The organism is Paenibacillus rhizoryzae (assembly GCF_059686995.1).
The window spans coordinates 67,292-89,253 of the sequence record NZ_JCAALT010000008.1 but is presented as its reverse complement, the minus strand read 5'-3'; the positions used below and the strand labels follow the sequence as shown (position 1 = coordinate 89,253).

General features: G+C 47.0%; 10 protein-coding genes. All 10 read left to right on the top strand.

Features of this window, described 5'->3' with window-relative positions; all coding sequences use genetic code 11:
- Positions 1 to 101 precede the first annotated feature (101 nt).
- Positions 102 to 2,225 (top strand): DUF5693 family protein, encoded by a 2,124-nt coding sequence (locus AC6ESO_RS22795; RefSeq protein ID WP_497093411.1) that lies wholly within the window; start codon positions 102 to 104, stop codon positions 2,223 to 2,225.
- A complete protein-coding gene (gene csaB, locus AC6ESO_RS22790) occupies positions 2,174 to 3,340 on the top strand; it encodes a polysaccharide pyruvyl transferase CsaB (protein ID WP_497093410.1) in 1,167 nt (388 codons plus the stop codon). Before AC6ESO_RS22795 ends, csaB begins: the two co-directional genes overlap by 52 nt.
- A gap of 225 nt (positions 3,341 to 3,565) precedes the next feature.
- Positions 3,566 to 4,705, top strand: a complete 1,140-nt coding sequence (locus AC6ESO_RS22785; protein WP_494819312.1) for a glycosyltransferase family 4 protein — start codon at positions 3,566 to 3,568, stop codon at positions 4,703 to 4,705.
- A 172-nt stretch (positions 4,706 to 4,877) separates the two neighbouring features.
- Positions 4,878 to 9,011 (top strand): S-layer homology domain-containing protein, encoded by a 4,134-nt coding sequence (locus AC6ESO_RS22780; RefSeq protein ID WP_497093409.1) that lies wholly within the window; start codon positions 4,878 to 4,880, stop codon positions 9,009 to 9,011.
- Positions 9,012 to 9,529: 518 nt separating this feature from the next.
- The gene (locus AC6ESO_RS22775) at positions 9,530 to 12,193 is read left to right on the top strand and encodes an S-layer homology domain-containing protein (RefSeq protein WP_497093408.1); all 2,664 of its coding nucleotides are present in this window, start codon (positions 9,530 to 9,532) and stop codon (positions 12,191 to 12,193) included.
- Positions 12,194 to 12,329: 136 nt separating this feature from the next.
- Positions 12,330 to 14,855, top strand: a complete 2,526-nt coding sequence (locus AC6ESO_RS22770; protein ID WP_497093407.1) for a hypothetical protein — start codon at positions 12,330 to 12,332, stop codon at positions 14,853 to 14,855.
- Positions 14,856 to 14,966: 111 nt separating this feature from the next.
- Positions 14,967 to 15,518, top strand: a complete 552-nt coding sequence (locus AC6ESO_RS22765; protein ID WP_497093406.1) for a hypothetical protein — start codon at positions 14,967 to 14,969, stop codon at positions 15,516 to 15,518.
- Between the two features lie 89 nt (positions 15,519 to 15,607).
- On the top strand, positions 15,608 to 15,880 hold the full coding sequence (locus AC6ESO_RS22760) for a small, acid-soluble spore protein, alpha/beta type (protein ID WP_494819307.1): 273 nt from the start codon (positions 15,608 to 15,610) through the stop codon (positions 15,878 to 15,880).
- A 236-nt stretch (positions 15,881 to 16,116) separates the two neighbouring features.
- The gene (gene metK / locus AC6ESO_RS22755; protein WP_091225004.1) at positions 16,117 to 17,322 is read left to right on the top strand and encodes a methionine adenosyltransferase; all 1,206 of its coding nucleotides are present in this window, start codon (positions 16,117 to 16,119) and stop codon (positions 17,320 to 17,322) included.
- A 132-nt stretch (positions 17,323 to 17,454) separates the two neighbouring features.
- Complete coding sequence (locus AC6ESO_RS22750; RefSeq protein WP_497093405.1) at positions 17,455 to 21,879, top strand: Ig-like domain-containing protein; 4,425 nt, start codon at positions 17,455 to 17,457, stop codon at positions 21,877 to 21,879.
- The last annotated feature ends 83 nt before the right edge of the window (positions 21,880 to 21,962 follow it).

Below are 21,962 nucleotides of genomic sequence, written 5' to 3'. Positions count from 1 at the left end.
CGGAAATGGGATCGGAGCTTCCGTACGTGAATATTGCTGCGGAAACACAGACAGATAATCGTAGCGATAATTCCTACGGAGAATGTTAAGGAGTGGAAGATGTGCAAACTGGTTGGCAACAATGGAATCGCAAAGCAACGTTTGTCCTTTGTGTATTGACGATATTAGGGTTGATTGCAGCGCTTCCTATCGGCGCTACGCGCTGGAAAATGGAAAAAACCTCCGACAAGGTTCAGATGGTGTTCGATTACCGCGATTTAGTCCAAATCGCCGCTTATCAAGCCCATCCGAAGCAGTTCGTGAAGGATGAGCTTACCAAGATGCATGAGGCTGGCATTACGGCGATGGCGGTATTCGAGTCTTCGCTGCAAGAGCTGAGCTGGGCAGGCCGCTTGACGTTATACAATTCCGCCAGCGCAAGCGAGCTGCAAGGCAAAACGGCTACAGCTGATGATAATTATACGTACGTGCTGTTCTCGAGCGCCAAGGATGAGGAAGCCATTCGTCCGATCTTGGAGTCGACTTACAAACAGTGGGGCATTACGACTTCCTCATGGAGCTATGAAGGACAAGGCGGTTTGATCCTGGAAACGCCGCTTGAGAATGCGATCTTGAAGCCGCTGGTACCGGATCCGATTGCACTTGGCGAGATTCATGCTGCTGGCTTTGCGATTGTGCCGCGTTTGTCCGACCGCATGCCGTTTGATGCCGCTTCGGTGGATGCGATGCTTGACGGTTTTGAACAAATGGGCGTTACGCGCATTCTGTTTGAAGGCGATGCCGTCAAAGGTTTCGCGGACAACGCCGAGCTGAAGAGCTTGAGCCAATTCGCAGAGCTGCTGAATAAGCATGGAATCGGCATTGCGACCATCGAAAACTCGAAGCCTCAGAAGGGCATGAACACGCTCGGCTATTTGACTCATTATAATGTAGTAAGACTCTATTCGCTTTCAGACAATGATTCGGCATCGATGAAGCCGGAAGAGATCGCAGATCGCTTCCAGCTTGCTGCGAAGGACCGCAGCATTCGGATGTTCTATCTGAATGGAGCGCCTTCGAGCAATCCGGTGAAATCGATGATTACCGATCCGCTTCAAAATTTGTATGATGCCATGCAAGACAAGAACGGTGTATTGGCCAAAATGGACAAGCTTGGTTTTGCCATAGACAGTCCGCAGCCGTTCGAATACGAATCGCCGTCATGGCATAAGCCGCTTAAAGCTGTCGTAGTGCTTGGCGCTGTTGCCTTCATTACATTGCTGATCAGTGCATTCCTGCCAGGCGTAGCGATTCCGGTGTTCGTGCTTGGACTTCTCGGCAGCGCAGGCTTGTATGTGCTTTCGAAGTCGATTCTCGAGCAAGGACTTGCGCTTGGCGCAGCAATCAGTGCGCCAACGCTGGCTATGATCTGGGCGATCCGCCGCGTACGGACGCACACGGTTGGCAACCGCAGACCGATCGGCGGTGCGGCGGATGATACCGCGACTCGCGTAGCGGGCGGAGGCGATCAACAAGTACGTTGGTTCTTCCCGGGCATTAGCGCAGGACGCCGTCTCTTGATGGCTATTACCATCTTTGCTGCAACATCGGTTATCTCCATGAGCGGAATCCCGTTTATCGTGGGTCTCTTGAACAATATTACGTACAAGCTGGTACTGGAGCAGTTCCGCGGCGTAAGTTTGCTGCATCTCGCTCCGATTGCACTCGTTGCACTGTACTTGCTTCTATATACAGGCGAATCCGTAATCGGCAATTTGCGCAAGCTGTTAAAGATGCAAATTACCGTTCTCTGGGTGGGTGTAGCCGGCGTACTGGGAGTTATGGCTCTCTATTATCTGTCCCGTACAGGTAATGAAGGACAAGCTTCCTCCCTTGAGCTATCGTTCCGTAATGTGCTGGAGTCGACCTTCGGCGTTCGTCCGCGGACGAAAGAGTTTCTGCTCTCGCACCCGCTCTTCTTCTTCGGCCTCTTCGTTGCGCTTCGATATCGTGCAGCGTGGGTATTATTTATTGTAGGTTCCATAGGACAGCTGTCTATGGTGGACACTTTCGCGCATATTCATACACCGCTTCCGATTTCCATTATCCGTGATTTGCTTGGTCTTGTACTGGGCGCGTTGATTGGACTTGTGATGATCGGCGTGTGGCAGATTGGGGAAGGAGTTTGGAAACGATGGGCACCACGAATCGCACAACTGAAACAGGGCTTCAAGTCCGGCGTGTAGTCATCTCCGGCTACTATGGTTTCCGCAACAGCGGTGACGAAGCGGTGCTGAAATCGATTTTGTTCGTGCTGGACGAAGAGGGTGTGAAGCAGGGGCTTCGCATCGTGCCGATCGTGTTGTCCGTTGATCCTGCTTGGACGACTTCGATGTATGGCGTAGAAGCTGTGCATCGGATGCGCCTCGGTGAGATTGTTCGCGCTATTCGCGGCAGCGACGGTCTGATCAGCGGCGGCGGCAGTCTGCTGCAGGATGCAACAGGTGCCAAGACGATTCCTTATTATACGGGCATTCTCAAGCTGGCTCAGCTGCTTGGGAAGCCCACATTCGCATACGCGCAAGGGATTGGCCCCGTGAATCGCCGGTGGATGGACCGGCTGATTCGCGGTGTCATGCGCCGCAGCGCGTATGTCTCTGTGCGGGACACGGAATCCGCCGCTTTGCTTGGGCGGATAGGGGTACCGCGTGACCGGATCGACGTTGTACCCGATCCGGTCATGGCTTTGCCGTTGCCGGCCGCGCAGGTGCCGGCCGGCAGTGTTGGCGCAGACGCGGCGGAGGCTGCGGCGGGCATTGCGCCGCTGCCGGTGGTCGGCGTGTCCTTGCGCCACTGGCGCAAGGACGGCGCCGACCTGGCGCGCGTCGCCGCGGCGCTTGGCGCGCTGGCCCGCAGCCGGGCGGTGCGGCTGCGGTTCCTGCCGTTTCACACGCCATCAGACGCGGAAGCGTCGCGATGGGTGATGGAACAGCTCGGCGATCTCGGCGCGAGCGTAGCCGAGATTGCCGAGCCCGGCGATGACCCGCAGCTCATGCTGCTGGAGGTCAGCCGGTGCGACGCGCTGCTGGGCATGCGCCTGCATGCGCTTATCTACGCAGCGAATCAGTCCGTTCCGATGCTCGGACTATCGTATGATCCGAAGATTGATCAGTTCCTGAACCGGATCAATCTAAGCCCAATCGGGACGACCGAAGCGCTTGATCCGCAAGCTTTCGTATCCGCGATCGGCGAGCTGCTCGACGATCCGCAAGGGTGGCGCGCCGATCATCATGATGCCATTTCACAATTAAAAGAAGAAGCGCGTGTTCCGGCGAAACAAATTTCTGCATTTTTACGTTAATCAATATATGGATGCTCCCTCTCCCCAGCAAACACGAAAGCTACTAAAGTGTAGATATATGGCCGAAAAATGTAGCGAATGCGCTGTGCGAGAAAGAAAATGTCGCAATAACTCGACCAAGCAAGCGATTAAAAGGGGAATTCCGTGAAAATTGCTTGAAAATGAGAGTGGAGTTTCTTTTTCAAACAGCGTATAATTCAATCCGGCGATAGCTATGAAAGGGAGATGGAAATGACTCAGGTCGTACTCTACTCAATCGGATTTATTATTTCATTATGTCTTGCACTTGCACTTACCCCGTTTGTCATTAAATTCGCTAACAAAATCGGGGCAATTGACAAGCCAAATCATCGTAAAGTTCATACACGAATAATGCCGCGGCTTGGCGGCCTGGGGATATATGCTGCTTTTGTCGGTGCTTATTTTGCAGTGAAACCTTTCATTCCGGAAGGCTTGCTGCGCAGCTACGACTTGAATTTGATTAATGCGCTGCTTGTTGGCGGCACGATCATTGTGATTATCGGCGCACTGGATGATCGTTTCGAACTATCTGCAAAAGTAAAACTACTGGGTCAATTGATTGCGGCATGCGTTGTCGTACTCGGCTTCGGCGTTAAGATTGACCTGGTCAACATTCCGTTCGGCGATGCGATGCAACCGATTGCGGCGTGGATCAGTATCCCGCTTACAATTATCTGGATCGTAGGCGTAACGAATGCGATCAACCTGATTGACGGCCTTGATGGCTTGGCGGCAGGCGTGTCCGGTATTGCGATCAGCAGCATTCTTGTAATGGCTGCTTTCATGGGCTCTGCACCGGTTATCTTGCTAAGCGCCTTGCTGCTTGGCGGCGTGATCGGATTCTTGGTTTACAACTTCCACCCTGCGAAGATCTTCATGGGGGATACCGGTTCCTTGTTCTTAGGATTCGCACTTGCAACACTATCCATGATGGGCTTTAAGCAGGTTACGATGGTTTCCTTCATTACACCGCTTCTTATCATTGGTGTACCTTTGTCGGATACGTTCTTTGCAATCGTACGCCGCTGGGTGAACAAGAAACCGATCTTCGCGCCGGACAAAGGTCATCTGCATCACTGTCTACGCGAGCTTGGCTTCAGCCACCGTCGTACCGTATTGATTATTTACGGAATCGCATCGATCTTCGGGATCTGCGCAGTACTGCAATCGACGATTGTGCAATCCGATGCTGCAAACTGGATTACTTTCGGCGTTATTCTCGTTCTCGTGTTCATTCTCCAAATTGGTGCGGAGCTTATCGGTATCGTGGATAAAAGCCGCCGCCCGCTGCTTAACTTCTTGCAGCGTTTAGTGATGGGCACCGAACAATCGCGCTCGAAATAATTAACAATAAGTTAAATAAGAACTTCGCTCCTTACGGGGAGCGGAGTTTTTTGTTTTGTATGGGGTTTTAGCCGTTAGATTTCTGGTTCTTGTCTAAACTTTTGGGGGCTTAGCGCCGATAAAAAGGATACATCAAATTATGTGTATGGGATTGAAGTGGAGGAGGCTCACCGTGATCAGAAAATTAGTTGCGTTGTTTATTATGTTGGCCTTAGTGATTCAATTAGTGCCTGCCAATCGCATTGAGACTGCTCATGCAGCGACAGGCAATTTTACGTTCCCAAGTGAAAGCGATCAAATTGGTTCCCCGAGAGTAACAACCGATGAGCGCATTACACTTCAAGGGACGCTAAATAATGTGGATCCGACATCGATATCTTACAGCGTGTCGCAAATCATTGATCCGACTAAGCCGGACAAACCCGGAAGTGTTCGTGAGAATCTAACCAGTAACATTTCGGTGAACGGTTTCAGCTTGCAAGTGTTCAATATTCAATTGTTTCCTGGTCTTAATAAAATCACATTTAAAGGGACGCAAGGCGGAGGAGAAGTAGCGAACTCCATTTACGTCGAATATCGAAACGGACCGATGCTTTATGATTTGACCGCAAGCCTGGACGGAAACAACTTTCCGATTGTGGATAATGGAACGACTGTCGTGCAGTCCACCACCTCGCGCGGACGCAACACTGCGGATATTAGCATTACAGGTAAAGCGCCAAATGCGCAGCAAGTGACGATTGTTGTGAATGGAAGCAGTAAAACGTACTCGGTCAACAGCGCGAACAATAATTCGTTTGCGGCAGCACCGATTACATTGAAGAAAGGAAAGAATCAAGTTACGATCCGCATCAAGAACGGAACGCAAGTCATCGAAACCTCCCGTGACATCGCGTTCTACAACGGAAGCGTGACGTTCTATGATGTCAATATCAATGAAATGAATGCGGGTGTTTCTGTGCAGTCAGCTGCACTGGAGTACAACCCGAATTTTGTAATCGATACGACTCATAACCTGCAATTGACGGGTAAAGTCATTGTGCCGAACAGCTACTATGCCGACCCGCCTTCAACGATTGAAGGACCGCATCCGAATCCGGCTGCACCTTTGACCGGGTTGAAGGCTGGCTATAAGAAGCCAGGGGACCCTACTTATACTGATCTTACAGGCAGTCTAACGACAAGCTTAAAGGCGGTTGGGAATCCATCGAATACGGATAAATTCTTCGTTTATGACTATACAATTAATCTCGGAGTTCCAAATGCAACTACCTTAACTACGGATACCTTATATAACGTCAAGCTTACCGGCTACAATGAAGAGAACGCTCATTTGAACTTGACACCGACTGAACAAGGCACAGATGCGCTCTACTTCTCACTGCGTGATAAGAACAAGCCGTTTGTCAGTCAAATCAATTACCTGGCAGGATATAAACCTACAAGCTATCAAGGCATTGAAGGTACGCCGCTCGAAGGCAAGAACATCTATGGTTTGCCAGTAGGCATTGAGGTGCTGGTAGGCAATTCTACAGGTTCGACTATTACCGTCCCTGATATTGACGACTTGTACAGCGATACTCCTACTGCACACCCAACTGAGGTGCCGCTGCCATTACCCGGACAATCGCTTGGTTCAGGTGAGTACGCCATTCGCGATAAATCGTTCGTGACGAGAACGGTTAACGGTATACCGCAAACGTTTGAGAGATTTATATTGGAGTTTTACCGAATGCCGTTTGAGGGGACGCAAACTATTACGGTGAAAGTGGCTGGCGGCGATACGAAATCCGCGAAGTTTACGCTGCTTTATGGCCCTTATGCCAGCTTCAATAAAATCTTCGATGGTATGACCGTTTATGATGATTCAACGTTGGACCCGACAGTGCGGGTAACTGAAATTATCACGAACAGTCTGGGTAACTTCAAAGGTGTTCTGCAGAACATCAATAATACGTCAGAAATCAGATATGATAATACGTTAGGACCACGTACTGTTTACTTTTACATCAATAACGTACCGTTTCCTCTTGTAAAAGTCGGCACGGACGTCACTGAATTTGAAATTAAGCCTACTGAATTGACGAATGCACTCGGTGCGATGTTCAATGGTGAGAACGAAATTAAGTTTGTTTTCCAAAGCTCCAAGAGCTACTATGAGAAGGTCGTTAAGGTAAACAAAGTACCGACGAACCTTCCGGTTATTCCTGCTCCGGATACGTTAGGCATATTCCCGTTTACTTTCGAGGATGCGATTACGAATCCGAAGCCGATTTTGAATGATCTTAACTTCCCGAAGACAGGTTCCATCTACACCACAACTGAACCATTTATGAATGTCTTTGGTACATTTGATTTCATTGATCTGGGCGATGAGACTGAAATAGCAGCTAAAATGGCGTCATTACTAGCTGTGAATGCATCCGGCCATAAAGTCGCTGACGATTATATTTTGAAAATCACCGGTGCGTCTCTCACGACCCCAATTACATGGAAACTAAGCGATCCGTTCCAAATTGTTAAAGGGGATTCGCCACTAGGCATGTTTCCGGCAAACGGCAGTATCAATGGAAATTTGGTAGTCCAATATGACGTTCTTACGGAGAAGTTTAAATTCCTCCTGAGAAAACAGGAGCTGAACGCAGATGGAAGCTCCAGCGTTTATCTATTCAATGTGTATAACAGTGGGGATCTCGGACCGAAGGCGACATATCGTTTAGAAGTTGACCCGACGGTACTACCGTACAAGATACTTCGCCCGTACTTACCGGCAGAAGGGATCGTCAACAAGAACTACGTTGATGTCATTATCAATGCCAAAGGTGCGAATAAAGTCACGATCAATAAACAAGCAGCTGATAAATTCGCTTACGATGCGGATAACACCCCGGCAAACGGTATTGAATATCCGAACGCTTTTAAGGCCACCATTTCAGGTCTTAAACCGGGCGTGAACAAAATCAGCTTTACGATTGAGAGTGCATCCGACAAAGTAAGTAACTTCATTGAGATTACCTATACGCCTACGAACATACCTGGCGCACAGCTTTTGGATGACATGAAGAACTCGAACAAAGTGTTTGACGGTGCGGTATCGCTAACTTTCCCAAAAGGAACTGCGCTCATTCGTCGCGATTACAATGTACCGGCTAATTTGAAGAACCAAATCTTCACTGGTCATAAGCTTCTATTCGCCATTGCAAACCCTGAAGATGGCGTTGTAGATCGCCGTGAATACGACAATCCACCAGCCGATTTTGATCTGATCATGCAGAATTTCGGCACAAGATTCAGAGTATCGTTCCCAACTCGCTTCGTAAAGTCCAGTCCTGTCTACTGGATTGATGCCGGGCTTGCAGACGATATATCTACACCAAACTATGACCCGCTCAAAATGGGTGTGGATCCTTACCAATATCCTGGAGCGAAAGGCCCTGGAGATACGAAGATTCCTACTTATGACGATCGACCAGATGACCGTGAGCTTGTTGTTTCCAAGCGCGGGACGCTTACACTTTCCTTCGATCCAAGCATCCGGAACACAGCAGGAACGATTGTAACTGTATTCCGTTACGACGTGAAGAATAAGTTCTGGGTGAACCTTGGCGGTACGGTAGATTCGAAGAAGAACACCATTACAGTTCCCTTCGACCAGTTCGGATATTATGTCGTGGCTAAGATGGGTTACTCCTTCTCCGATGTTACGAACCATCCGTATGCGCGTAACTATATAGAAGCAATTTATTCGAAGGGTGTCATGAATGCAGCCAACTTCGATGATTTCGGAGCTGATATGTACACAACTCGCGGTGAGTTTACGAGCATGATCGTCAAGGCGCTTAATATTCCGCTTAACTATGAGCTGAGCAAGCCTCACTTTGACGATGTGCCTCCGATCATCAATCAAGATGCACTTTGGGATTATAGTACAATCGAGACCGCAGCACGTGAAGGGATCATCCGGGGTACACAGCCGCGCGCGTTTGAGCCAACGGCAAACTTATCACGCGGAGATGCTGCCGTCTTCCTTGCAAGAGCACTTAACTTGAAGCTCGATACGGATCCTGATAAAATCGATAAAGCATTACAAAAAACCTTTAAGGATTACGCGGACATTGACTACTATGCTAAATCGTCTGTGCTTGCGATTGCCAAGAAGGGATACATCAAGGGATCTCCGATAGACCCAGCTGATCCGAAGAAAGGCTTTACGTTCGAACCGAAATCCAGCCTGCTTCGTTCCGATGCGGCTATCATTATCGGCAAAATGCTAGCTGATCTCAAGCGACTTCCTAAACTAAACTAAGTTGGATATGGTTGTGCTGCCCGGGAGAATTCCGGGCAGCTTTCATTTTGTTACAATTACTTCAAAGGATTGCTAGAGTTATCTTTACATGGGAAATGTTATCTATCGACGAATATAGGACATTCGGCTTATAATAAACAACGTGGTAGACAAGCTGTTCTAGTTCATGTGGCATATCGACAAACTCGAAGAAATAGCGTTTGAGAATAAGTTTTAAAGAAATTTCAAAAAACTTTTCCTTACGACGCAACTTTTTCGAAACCTGTGCGTTTAATTACATGAACCAAGCAACAGGAAAACTGACCAGCCGTAGCGGAGTACTTGGAACTAATTCTCAAATTGCTCTTTACGCTAGATTTAGGCCATTGTATAATGTTATAGTGGTGTTCAGACTCTACCAGATATTTCTTGTCAACTTTTGTTTACAAGATTCTGCGACAGGTTCCTACAAGGAACACTTCAAGCAGACATTATTTATAAGAAATCTGCTCAACTCGTGAAAGGGGGTGAATCGGCCAATGAGACAAACGAGCAATCTATATTCTAAACAAAACTCTAAAGAAACTAAGCATTATATAGGAGGAGACAAAAAGGTTATGAAAAAAAGTTTATCCCTACTCGTAGCAGCAGCTATGACTCTATCTACAGCATCGGTGGCATTTGCTGCTGACGGCGCAACAACTACTGAATTGTCCACACAAGCGAAATTTGACGCACTTAAAGCAGCAGGCGTATTCAGCGGTTTCCCAGACGGTACTGCTGGTCTTGACAAAGAAATGACTCGCGCTGAGTTCGCTAAAGTACTTACGAAGCTAAGCGAGCTTGCAGAAAACTCTGCAGCTAACGTTTACTCCGACGTAGCAAAAACTCACTGGGCAGCTGGATTTATCGGCGCTGCATCTGAAGCTGGTCTACTTAACGGTCTTGGCGCTGGCAAGTTCGGTCCATCCGGTAAAGTAACTATCGAGCAAATCGCTAAAGTTGCTGACTTGGTAGCAGGCGTTGAGCCTTCTGACAAAGAAGTAACTGGTAAAGTATCTGCTTGGGCTAAAGGTTTCGTAGCAGCAGCTATCGAAGCTGGCTTGCTTCCTGAGCTTCCGTCCTACCAAGTGAACGCTACTCGCGGTCAACTAGTAGACGTAGCTTACGATCTTGCTCAACCAGTTGAAAAAGATCTTAAAGCAGTAGAAGCTAAACAATCCGGTGCTAAAAAAGTAACTGTTAAGTTCAACAGAGAAGCAGTAGCTGCTGAGAAAACAGCTTTGACTTATGAGTTGAAATCCGGTCTTACTACGTACCCTGTAACTGCAACTTTCGCAACTGATAACAAATCGGTTGATCTTGCAGTAGCTTACCTGCCAGCTGGTGACTACACAGTTACTGTTAAAGGCAGCGATGCTATCAATGTTAAAGTTGAAGACGAAGCGGCTAAGAAAGTAGACATCGCTGTTACTGCTCTTCAACAAGTTGCAGATCAAGACCTGGGCGTTAAAGTTTATAACCAATTCGGCGAAGAAATGAGCGGCGTAAGCACTCAAGTCTCGTCTTATAACGTAACAAAAACTAAACAACTTACAAACGGTAACGTTCTTGACCTTAACGTAGGTGGCGCTGACGAAGCAGCAATTAACGATGTTATCAGCGTAACAGCTATCGTTCCATCCGCTGGTCTTTCCGTTAACAAACAACTGAAAGTAATTAACGGTAGCGCAGCAACTTCCATTAAGCTGGATCAAGTACAACCAATTACAGGTGATGCTCGCATCTCCGTTAAAGATGGTTATGTTCTTCCACTTACTTTGGTAGATGCAGCTGGTCAAAAAGTTGTACTTCCTAACGGTGACATCGATCTTTCTGGTCTTCCGGCAGGTGGAAAATCCGTAACTTATGCTGGTCTAGTATTCTACGTGAGCGATAACACAATCGTTGACAAGTTCACTGTTACTGACGGCGTAGTTAAGTTCGCAACTAAAAAAGCAGGCACTGTATATGTTACTGTAACTAACGGCGCTGCTGCAGCAAGTGCACAAACTTCGATCGTTGTTAACGATGCAGCGAAAGTGAAAACTTTCGAACTGGGCAACTCCGGTAAATTGATCGTTAAAGGCGAGAAAGCAGTTCTTCCTTTCACAGCAGTTGACACTTATGGTGCAGCAATTGCAGCTAAAGACGTTGTTCTTACTAACGTTAAGTTCAATGCATTCGGCAGTGAAATCGTTCCAGTGAAAAATGCTAAAGGCGAACTCGAGTTCAACTTCGGCCAAACTGGCGCTACTACAATTTATGTATATGTTGATGGCGTTCTTCAAACTAAGAGCGTTAGCATCAATGTAGCTGACGTTGCAGTATTCAAAGCAGTTCACAGTGTTGATGTAGCTTCTACATTGGAAGTTGGCGCTAAAGTAGATTTCGATCAAGATAACATCTTGTTGGTTGACAACTACGGTCGTACTTCCAACGTTGCTACTGGTAAATTCACAGTAACTAGCGGTACTCCTGGCGTTGTGAATTATGTTGGTGGTCAATTGGTAGCAGTAGCAGCTGGTACAGCTGAAATTACTGTAACATCTAATGCTAATGCTGATATCACTTCCAAAAAATTCACAGTAACTGTTGTTGCAAACAGCGACATCAAATCGTATGCTGTTGACACAATCGACACTCTGTTCGGTAGCACAACTGCTGCAGACACTGTTGGTTACGAAAAAGCGGTAACTCTTGTTGGTAAAACAGCAGGTGGCACTACTGTAGCTCTGAAATCCAACACTCCAGATTTCGTAACGAGCTCCGATGAGTCCGTTCTGAAAGTTTCTAACGACGGTGTTACTGTTGTTGGTCAAAAAGCTGGTAAATCCACAGTTGCAGCTTACCTGAACGGCAGCAAAGTTGCTGAGCGTGAAGTAACTGTTTCCACAGACGCTAAAGTTGTTAAAACTGTTGAGTTCAGCGCTGATGAGTACTCCGTATCTCTCGCTGGTGTTAAGACTGTAACTCCAGGAGTAACAGTTAAAGACCAATACGGCGTTCCAATCACAGCTCCAGGTAAGATCTTAGTATCTGACTCTACGATCGCTTCAGCTGTTGGTGGCGTGGTAACAGGACTTAAAGTTGGTTCAACAACAATCACTTATGTTGCTTCTAACGGTACAACTGATACTGCAGTTATCGTAGTTAATCCTTAATAATTAGTTTTCCTAAGAACAGGCGAGGTTATCCTCGTCTGTTTTTTTGTTTTCGAAAATAATCACTAAATACCAATTCGAAACAAAATGTGCCATTCATGCGTCTAATTAAGTATAGAATGCAGGAGGGATGAAAGTGGCTCACAAATGGATTAAGATTGGCTTCATGACTGTAGCAAGTACTGCATTGTTAATGCAAAGTACAAGTACGAGCTTACTAAGCACTAATGTTGCATCTGCAGCGAGCACTGGCTCTAATTTAATCTCAAGCAAGATTGTAAAACTAAATGCATCGGCTTATCTAACGATTAGAGATGTGCATTTCCTTATGCAGGGGAAAGGAAAGGTTCTTGTATATTCGGTTAGCTTAACGAATATTGGAAATTCATCGCTTGATTTGATGGATTATTGGCTTCGTGTGAAAACTAAAACAGGGAAGTCCTTTAAATCAACGCTTATTGAATCGGATAAAGACAAAAAAGAAGTTGCTGCAAAGACGACCCAATATCTTACTTATTACACGGTGGTCGATAATCAAACGAAATTATCTGACCTTGCTTTCCAAGTAGTTAAATGGGATTTCTCCGCGGCAAATTACGAGAAAGTATTAGGAAATATTCAATATCCGGCCAATGTCACAGATAAAGTAACACCTTACCAAGCAGCAACTATGCTATATGATAATAATAAAGTTAGAAGCGCAATCAAACAGGCTTACATGACAAAAGATGCCAACAATGCCTATTTGGTTATGAATGTACTACTAGAGAATGTTGGCTTTCAATCAAGCGATCTATCAAAAATGAATTTTTTCATTCAAACGGATAGTTTATCTGTTTACAACGTTGCTGCATCAGGCATAGATCAAACTTCAATTCAACCTAAAGAACGTAAGATTGTAACGCTCCATGCCACTATTCCGCTTGCAATTGCGGGAAAAGCTTTGTCTCTTGTCGTTGCGCAAAATGACGATGCCAGCAAGGTCCAGCTACCAGTAGGAGTCTTTGCACTTCCAACTACCAAGCCTTTAGTTGCTGCACCAGTAGGTAAAACTCGGATGGTGTATGTAACAGGAACACCGGTGAACACGTTGACGGGGCAAGCATTTGTTTCTCAGGGTACGAGCAATAAAGATGTCTCCCTTGATTTCACTCTAACCAACATCGGAGCAGCTTCCGTTGCAAGTCCGAGCTGGGATTACTTCGTTGTGACCTCTTCGGGCACAAGTTATCCACTTAATTATACGAGAGAAGAGAATGCTGTTTTGTTGCCACAAATCGAGAAAACAATCTCTTTATCCGGCCAACTCCCTACTAATCTTTCACTTAGTACAGCACAACTGGTCGCTAAATCACAAGCAACTGAAAAAGAAAAATCATACATTGTCGGTACCTATTCTTTACAGTCAACAACACAGCAAGGAACGCTTGGCGGATCGTTTGCTTACAATGATTTCGCTATAAAATTAAATACCATTCAAAGAACGCCAAATAGCGACCATGATGTACTTCTTGCTAATCTAACCGTCACCAACAAGAGCACAATAAGCCAACAAATTCCGAATTTAGGCGGGTATTTTATGGTTAATGGTGTGAAAGTAGGTACTGAACAAAAAGCAGTTGCACTTGATAACTCAATTACAATCGCACCAGGTGCATCAGCCAATTTTGTCGTGCATTCTGATATTCCGTACACGACTTCAATCGATAAAATTACTTTTGTAAGCACAGAGACTGTACAAGATAAAGCAGGGAAGCAGCTGTATCAGTTCTCAGCTCAGAATTTGAGCGAGGTTGCGAGCAAGAAGCTGACAGATCTATATAAAATCAATAATTTAGGAAAACGTTCAACAATTTCCGTAACAAGAACAGCTATATTTGACGGTTCAACAAAAAACAACTTCTATGCCGAGCTCGAAGCGGTCAATAATGAACTGCGTACCTCGCCAATTGCCCAACTTGGTGGGTACATTGTTGATAAGAATGGAGTTGTAGTACCTGTTCAATTTGCAACTGTTAAAGATAAACTGTCGCCAAGCGGTAAAGCTTTACTAAGCGCATGGGCATCGATATCCAAGAAGTTTGATACTACTTCATATAAATTTGTTTTAGGTCAGGCGATTACTACGGGCACTAGTGGAGGCAGCACAACAACTGCTGACAATGGTGAAGCAGCAGTCAATTCTGTTCTTGTCGATATGGTTTCTTATCCGTTAACTGCTACAGCATCAGCTACGACAACTAATTTAAGTAATATTCAATTCCCTGGTTATACACTCGGCTTGAATTATATCAATACATTCTTGAATGTCACCGGAGATTATCAAATAGCCGGAATGAAGATGACAATGGATTCCAGCTTATGGAAAAATACAGATTATGAAGTTGTTGCCGGTGATCATAAAGTTTTAATCGAGTTTGTAAATCAAGATAATAGTAAACTGACTTTCTCTAAACAGTTTAGTATTAATGCAGCATCTGAGAATGAAGAGCAATTGAAGGAAGCAATAAACAATCCATTGACTCTTGTGTTTAATGACCCAGACGTTCAAGCTAAGATTCAAAGATATGATGGCTATAAATTAAACGTTTATGATGTATTTGAAAATACGAAATTACTTGTGGCAAGTAAAGATTTGAAATGGTTTGTAACAACACCATAGCCCAACGAGCAGAGCCAGATCTGTATCTGGCTCTTTCTATTATGAAGTGGTAGAAGTTATGATAGATTTCAAGTATGCTAGATGAAGAATGTTTGTAAGGAGGTTTATTTCTTGCGATTTAAAAGCCTTAAACTAGTATTCTCTATTCTTGTAATCGGATTTGCTGTATGGTTTGGGACCGAATGGACAAGTGAAGCTGAAACAACTGATACCCCAGGTTCCGTAAACGACCCAGTCGTAACGAAAAGCTACATTGATAAACAAGTAGCCGAGCTTGTGAAGGCAGAGCTGGCCAAACAGAACGGACAGGGTACGGACGACAAGAAGCTGCAGGAGATGTTCGATGCGTTCCGTGAAGAAATGGAGCAAAGCGGAGGTTCATCTAAAGTAGAAGTTGTTACTGTTCCTGTTGGGAAGCGCCTAGTTGCTAAAGATGGTACTGAATTTATCGTTCGTGCAGGCAAAGCGATGGCCTACAGTTCAGATGCTAATGGGATATCTGATCTGACGGATGGTTCAGATATTACGAACGGTAAACCTGTCCCTAATAATCATTTCATTCTATTTCCGCGCGGCGGCCGTGGTGTAACGCCACAGGTTGGACAAAAGACCGGATTAACGGTGCTTGTTCGCGGCGATTATGAAATGCAAGTCCAGCAATAGTTATTTTTACCCGATCTGACAACAAGTTATCCGCTTTGAACCGCGCATTCCGGAACAAACTATAAGCATCCCATCAGGAGGTGCTTATCATGTCGAGAAGTAATCGCAAAGTTGTACCGGAATGTGCACAAGCGCTCAATCAAATGAAGTATGAAATTGCGGCAGAGCTTGGGCTTATGTCGGGTGGATATGCAGCCGGTTCTGCGGATACGGAGTTTGGCACAGAGCTTGGAGGAACTGGCGGTTCAGGTGGTCACGTCAATTGGTCGCAGCTTGCGACAAGAGATGCGGGATCTGTAGGCGGTAATATGACAAGGCTGCTCGTCCAGCGCGCAGAGCAAGTCCTCAAAGGGCTATCGTAGTTAGCTGACTATTGCCATTGACACAATGCGACAGTTTCGGTATCATACTGTTTTAGAGAGTATTCATGAGACCTTTTCCGATTTCAACGTCGGAAAAGGTTCATTTTTTGGAATCGAAACGTTGGGCATTATATTGAACCCATTTTCGGGTATTCATTTTCTTATAGAGTCCCAGCATTTTGTGCATGTTATTCATCATACTTAGAATTTTGAAAGCTGTAGGAGGTTGAGATTAGATGTCACTTAAAGGACGTCACTTGTTCACATCGGAATCCGTTACAGAAGGCCATCCCGATAAGATATGTGATCAAATTTCAGATGCGGTATTGGATGCTTTTCTTGAGGTTGACCCGTATGCGCGCGTAGCGTGCGAAGTTTCGGTAGCAACCGGTTTGGTGCTTGTTATCGGCGAAATCAGCAGTAAAGCGGATTATGTCGATATTCCTGCAATCGTTCGCCGTACTATTAAGGATATCGGCTACACGCGTGCTAAGTTCGGCTTCGATTACAGCACTTGTGCGGTTCTTACATCGCTTAATGAGCAATCGGCTGACATTGCGCAAGGCGTTAACGCTGCCCTTGAGACTCGTGAAGGCGTAGAGAACGTTCATCAAGAAAACCCGGATATCGGTGCAGGCGACCAAGGTTTGATGTTTGGTTTTGCTTCGAACGAAACACCTGAGCTTATGCCGCTTCCAATCGCGCTTGCTCACCGCATTTCGCGTCAATTGTCGGAAGTACGTAAGAACGGTACGTTGGATTACCTCCGTCCGGATGGTAAAACGCAAGTAACGATCGAGTACGTAGACGGCAAGCCTGTACGTGTAGATGCGATCGTTGTTTCGACACAGCATGCGGAAGAAGTTACGTTGGAGCAAATCCAAGCCGACATCCGTAAACATGTTATCGCTCCTGTCGTTCCTACAGAATGGCTTGACGAAGAAACCAAATACTTCATTAACCCAACAGGCCGTTTCGTTATCGGCGGACCTCAAGGTGATGCTGGTCTTACAGGCCGTAAAATCATCGTTGATACGTACGGCGGTTACGCTCGTCACGGCGGCGGTGCTTTCTCCGGTAAGGATCCTACAAAAGTTGACCGTTCCGCAGCTTATGCAGCGCGTTATGTAGCGAAAAACATCGTTGCAGCAGGCCTTGCAGACAAATGCGAAATTCAGCTTGCTTACGCGATCGGCGTAGCAAACCCGGTTTCCATCAACGTTGACACGTATGGTACAGGTAAAGTCGATGAGGAAGTTCTTGTTGAAGTCATCAAGAACAACTTCGACCTTCGCCCTGCAGGCATTATCAAGATGCTTGACCTTCGTCGTCCAATCTACGGTAAAACAGCTGCTTACGGTCACTTTGGCCGTACAGACATCGATGTTCCGTGGGAACGCGTTGACAAAGCAGATTTGCTGAAAGCAGACGCTCTGCGCTAGTAGTTGACTCTATAAGCAAACCGCTCCCCACAAGGAGCGGTTTTTTTGTGCAACTTTTAACTTTATCTTCATTTCAGCCCCCTTCAAACCGAAAAATATAATACATGTGTCTTAATTAGGGAGTGGGTAATAGTGGTCCGAAATCGTAGATGGATATCAATCTTAATAGCAGCACTGTTGGTGGTGCAATTCGTCGTGGGCGGAATTGCAGTCAAGCCTTCGAAGGTATCGGCAGCAGCTAGCGGTCCGGTCATCTCCAGTTTCTCACCGTCGGTCCAAAGCGCGAATGTACCGATAAACACGAATCTGATTTTGGCTTTCGATGAGAACGTGAAGAAAGGGTCAGGCTCGGCTACGATTCAGATTCGCAGGCAGCTCGATAATCAGTTGTTCGAATCGTATACGGTTGCAACAGACAGTAAAGTTTCGATTGGCAGCGGAACGAGCCGGAATATCGTTACGATATCGCCGAGCACGAATTTCGCGTTAAATACGAGCTACTATGTGACGATAGATGCAGGTGCATTCGCGAACGATGCGAATACGAACTTCGCAGGGCTGAACAGCGCTGTAGGTTGGGTATTCACAACCGTATCTTCAATCGACACGACAGCTCCGACCTTATCGACTGCTCCAAGCATAGATCCACTAACGCCGTCTAATGGTTCCACTGCCGGGGTAGGTACCTCATTGACGATGGTATTTACTGAACCTGTGTTTGCAGCTAGCGGCAATATTACCGTCACCAATGTGAATCAGCCTGCTGATGCGCAAACCATTAGCGTAAACTCGATTAATGTAACAGGGAGCGGAAGTGCGAGTAAGTCCATTGTGGTGAGTTTGCCAAGCAGCTTGCAGGGGAATAGCACCTATGAGGTCATCGTACCGAGTGGGGCGTTTCAGGATGCTGCTGGAAACAACTTCAGCGGAATAGCGGCTACCAGATGGAGATTTACAACCAATGCCCCGCCGATCGGGACTGCGGTTCTATCGCCGGCAGATAATGCTTTTGCCGTGAGCGTAGCCTCAAACTTTATGCTTTCCTTCCCAGGTACGGTTAAGGTGAATACCGGCACGATCAGTATCAACAAAATTTCAGATAACAGCACGGTGCAAACCATTAATGTTACTTCTTCAGCGGTAACGGTCGTTGCGAGCGGAGCCGGATCAACGGTCATCATTAATCCGCCTGCGGACTTGGCGGCCAATACAGGCTTCTATATCCTTATAGATGCGGGAGCTTTCGTGGATGCATTAGATGCATCCAAGCAATATCAAGGGCTACAGGACGCGACCTCCTGGAATTTCTACACGGATCCGGGCAATGATACAACGCCTCCTACAATGCTGGCCGACCGGAAACCTCTCAATGCGCAATCGACAACGTCTATTAATCTAGAGCTGAATTTCAGTGAACCGGTTTATCCGGGAACGGGGAACATCACGATTCGCACTTCGCCATCCGGTGCCGTGTTCGCGACTATTCCGGTTACTTCCTATAAGGTTAGTGGCGGAGGATCTACTAAAATCATCGTCACGGATACCAGTAAAACCTATGTGAACAACCAAAGCTATTATGTGGAAATCGGCGGACAAGCGTTCTCAGATGCGAAAGGGAACTATTTTGCAGGCTTATCGGGTCCGAATGCGTGGCGTTTCACGGTTACCCAAGATAATGTGACACCTACAATCGTGACACAAACGCCCGCTAATACGGCGCTTGATGTTCCTGTGCTTGGCATGAAGCTGGAGGCCTTGTTCAGCGAACCGATTCTACTTGGTGCTGATTCGCCTACTATTCTAATCAAACCTATTACAAACAGCTTAGGGAACTCGATTGCAACAACGTATGCGATTGATCCGAATAACAATCGGAACCTTCTAATTACAACTGCTAGCGCGATGTTGCCGAATACGGATTATTATGTCGAAATGGCAGCCGGTGTCGTAACCGACTTGGCGGGTAATCCTTTTGACGGTATTCTCAATCAATATCAGTGGACCTTCAAAACATCATCAGGAGCAGCAGGCGCTCCGGCCGTTACTAGAGCTGATCTGGTAGGCAACACCAAGATCGCTATCACCTTCAACGAGAATCTAAGCACCAGCGCAGATTCGATACCGGTACCCGCTAATTTCTATGTGACCGTTAATGGTGCGGGGCGGGCAGTGACTGCTGTACAAATAAGCGGTCAAGTCGTGACGCTCACGCTGCAGAGTGCGGCATCCTATGGACAAGTAATTCGAGTATCTTACTCAGCCGGCTCCAAACCGATTAAGGATTTGACGGGAGCCGCTGCCGCCAATTTCTCGAATCTGGCTGTTTCGAACGTGCCGGATTCCGCAGCGCCTAGGCAAGTGAGCGGTACTGTTTCGGGGAACTTGATCATTTTGACGATGAGTGAAGAAATTGCGGCTATCAATCAGTATGCATATTCGCAATTCACCGTTCTCATTGATGGCGCGTACCGGACCGTGTCGCAGATAAGCGGAAGCGGAAATGCGATTTTTCTGAATTTCAGTGGCAATTCGGTTTCGACAGGACAGTCGGTTACATTGTCCTATTCCGCAGGCTCATATCCGCTGCGCGATTTATCGAACAACGCGCTTGTTTCCTTTAGCGGCTTTTATATCCAGAACGGACAAGACTCGAAAGCTCCACTGCTGCAATCTGTAACCTCGTCAGGCTATACCGTTACATTGAACTATGACGAGGCACTTAACGGGGCACTGGTTCCGAACACATCATCGTTCTACGTGACGGTGAACGGAACGCTAAAAACGGTCTCTTATGTGACAGTAAACGGAACGCAAGTCATATTGAGTCTTCCGGTCTCAACGATTGCCAGCGATGTCATCATGGTCTCTTACGTAGGTGGGACACCGGCAATTACGGATCTCGGAGGAATCCCGGCACAGGTGTTTAGCGGCATGCAGGCGAATGTGGGTGGAACGACAACGCTTGCTCTCAATGGTATTGTGGGAAAAGGCGGTGAAGTCACAATCACGTTCGCTAGCGCCTTGAATACGTCCTACTTGCCTTCAACATCGCAGTTTAGTGTAAAGGTGAATAATGTGTCGCGTCCGGTCTCATCCGCAGCCATCAAAGGATCTGCTGTCGTACTTTCCCTGTACACACCGATTAGTGTAGGCGACGCGGTCAAAGCGAGCTACAGCAATGCGGGAACTTCAATCCGTTCCACATCCGGTGCGATCGCAGCTTCGTTTACGGACTCGAATGTGGCGAATCAGACAACATGGGATGATGCGACTAGCGGTGACTTCAAGTCCGCGGCAGGCGGCGGCCTGGAAATCAAAGTTGCCAGCGCAACGACGTCGTCGGCGGTATCGCCTGCAGGAAATGCAGTGAACAAGTTTATGCTGTCTTCGGAGAAGGTGGCACAAGCCTATAATGCGGTAAGGAAAGCCGGCGGTACGTTGCCGCGAGTGGTCTTCACCGTACCGGACTCTGAGAAAGCCGCTATAGTAGCGCTGCCGCTCGGCACATTGGAAGACACGAAGAAAGCGACATCCAATGCATCCTTCGCGATCGTATACAAGAATGTGACCTATGAATTCCCGCTCAGCGCGCTGAATTACGCGCAGCTCGGACAAATGATGAATGCAGCAAGCGCAGTAGGTCAGTTGAATGTGTCCATAGATACGAACGCAGGAACATTAGGTTCGCCTCTTACCTCGCAGCTGAATGGATCTAATGCACAAATCCTCATCAATCCGATCAGCTTCGAAATGTCCGTTTCAAGCAATGGCCAAACGAAGAATGTGGATACGTTGGGTAACTATGTAACCAGGTCCGTCACTACGGGTGCAGTCCTAGATGGCAAAGCCGTATCTGCCGTATGGCTGGATCCACAAACAGGCAAGCTTGCTTATGTACCTACGCATGTTACCCGCGAGAGTGGACAATCGGTTATTACGTTTAAACGAAAAGGTAACAGCGTCTATGCAGTTGTGCAGGGTGCCGCGGGGTATACGGATCTGAGCAATCATTGGGCACGTGCAGATATTCTGCTGCTAGCGAAGAAATATATTGTCGAGGGCAACACGCTCACAACCTTCGCGCCGAAGAAAGCTATTACACGCGGTGAGTTTGCGATGTTCATCGCAAAAGGGCTTGGCCTTGCCGGCGACCGTGCAGCAGCCGGTAAATTCAAGGATGTGAATACCTCGACTGCGCTGGCCGCATACATCGGGTCCGCCAGTGCGGCCGGAATCGTGAATGGGATGGCAGACGGCTCATTCAAGCCAAACAATCCGATTACCCGCGAAGAGATGGCATCCATGATGGTGCGTGCGGCAAGCGCGGCCGGCGTTTCAATCGTACCGAAGCAAACGACCGCGAACTTGCTGAAGAAGTACACGGACCGCGGCAAAATCGGTACTTGGGCGCAGACCGACATCGCTAAGGCAGTCGATTCCGGCATCATTAGCGGATTGACGACCACTACCTTTGGTGCCAAAAACAAAGCGACAAGAGCAGAGGCTGCAGTCATGCTGAAGCGGTTGCTAAGCTACTTGGAGTTTATCGATATTTAAGAGAAAAAGAGCTATCCTGTCGAATCGGCACGGATAGCTTTTTTTTGTCGGTCGAATGATGTTGATAGGAGTCTTCTATCACA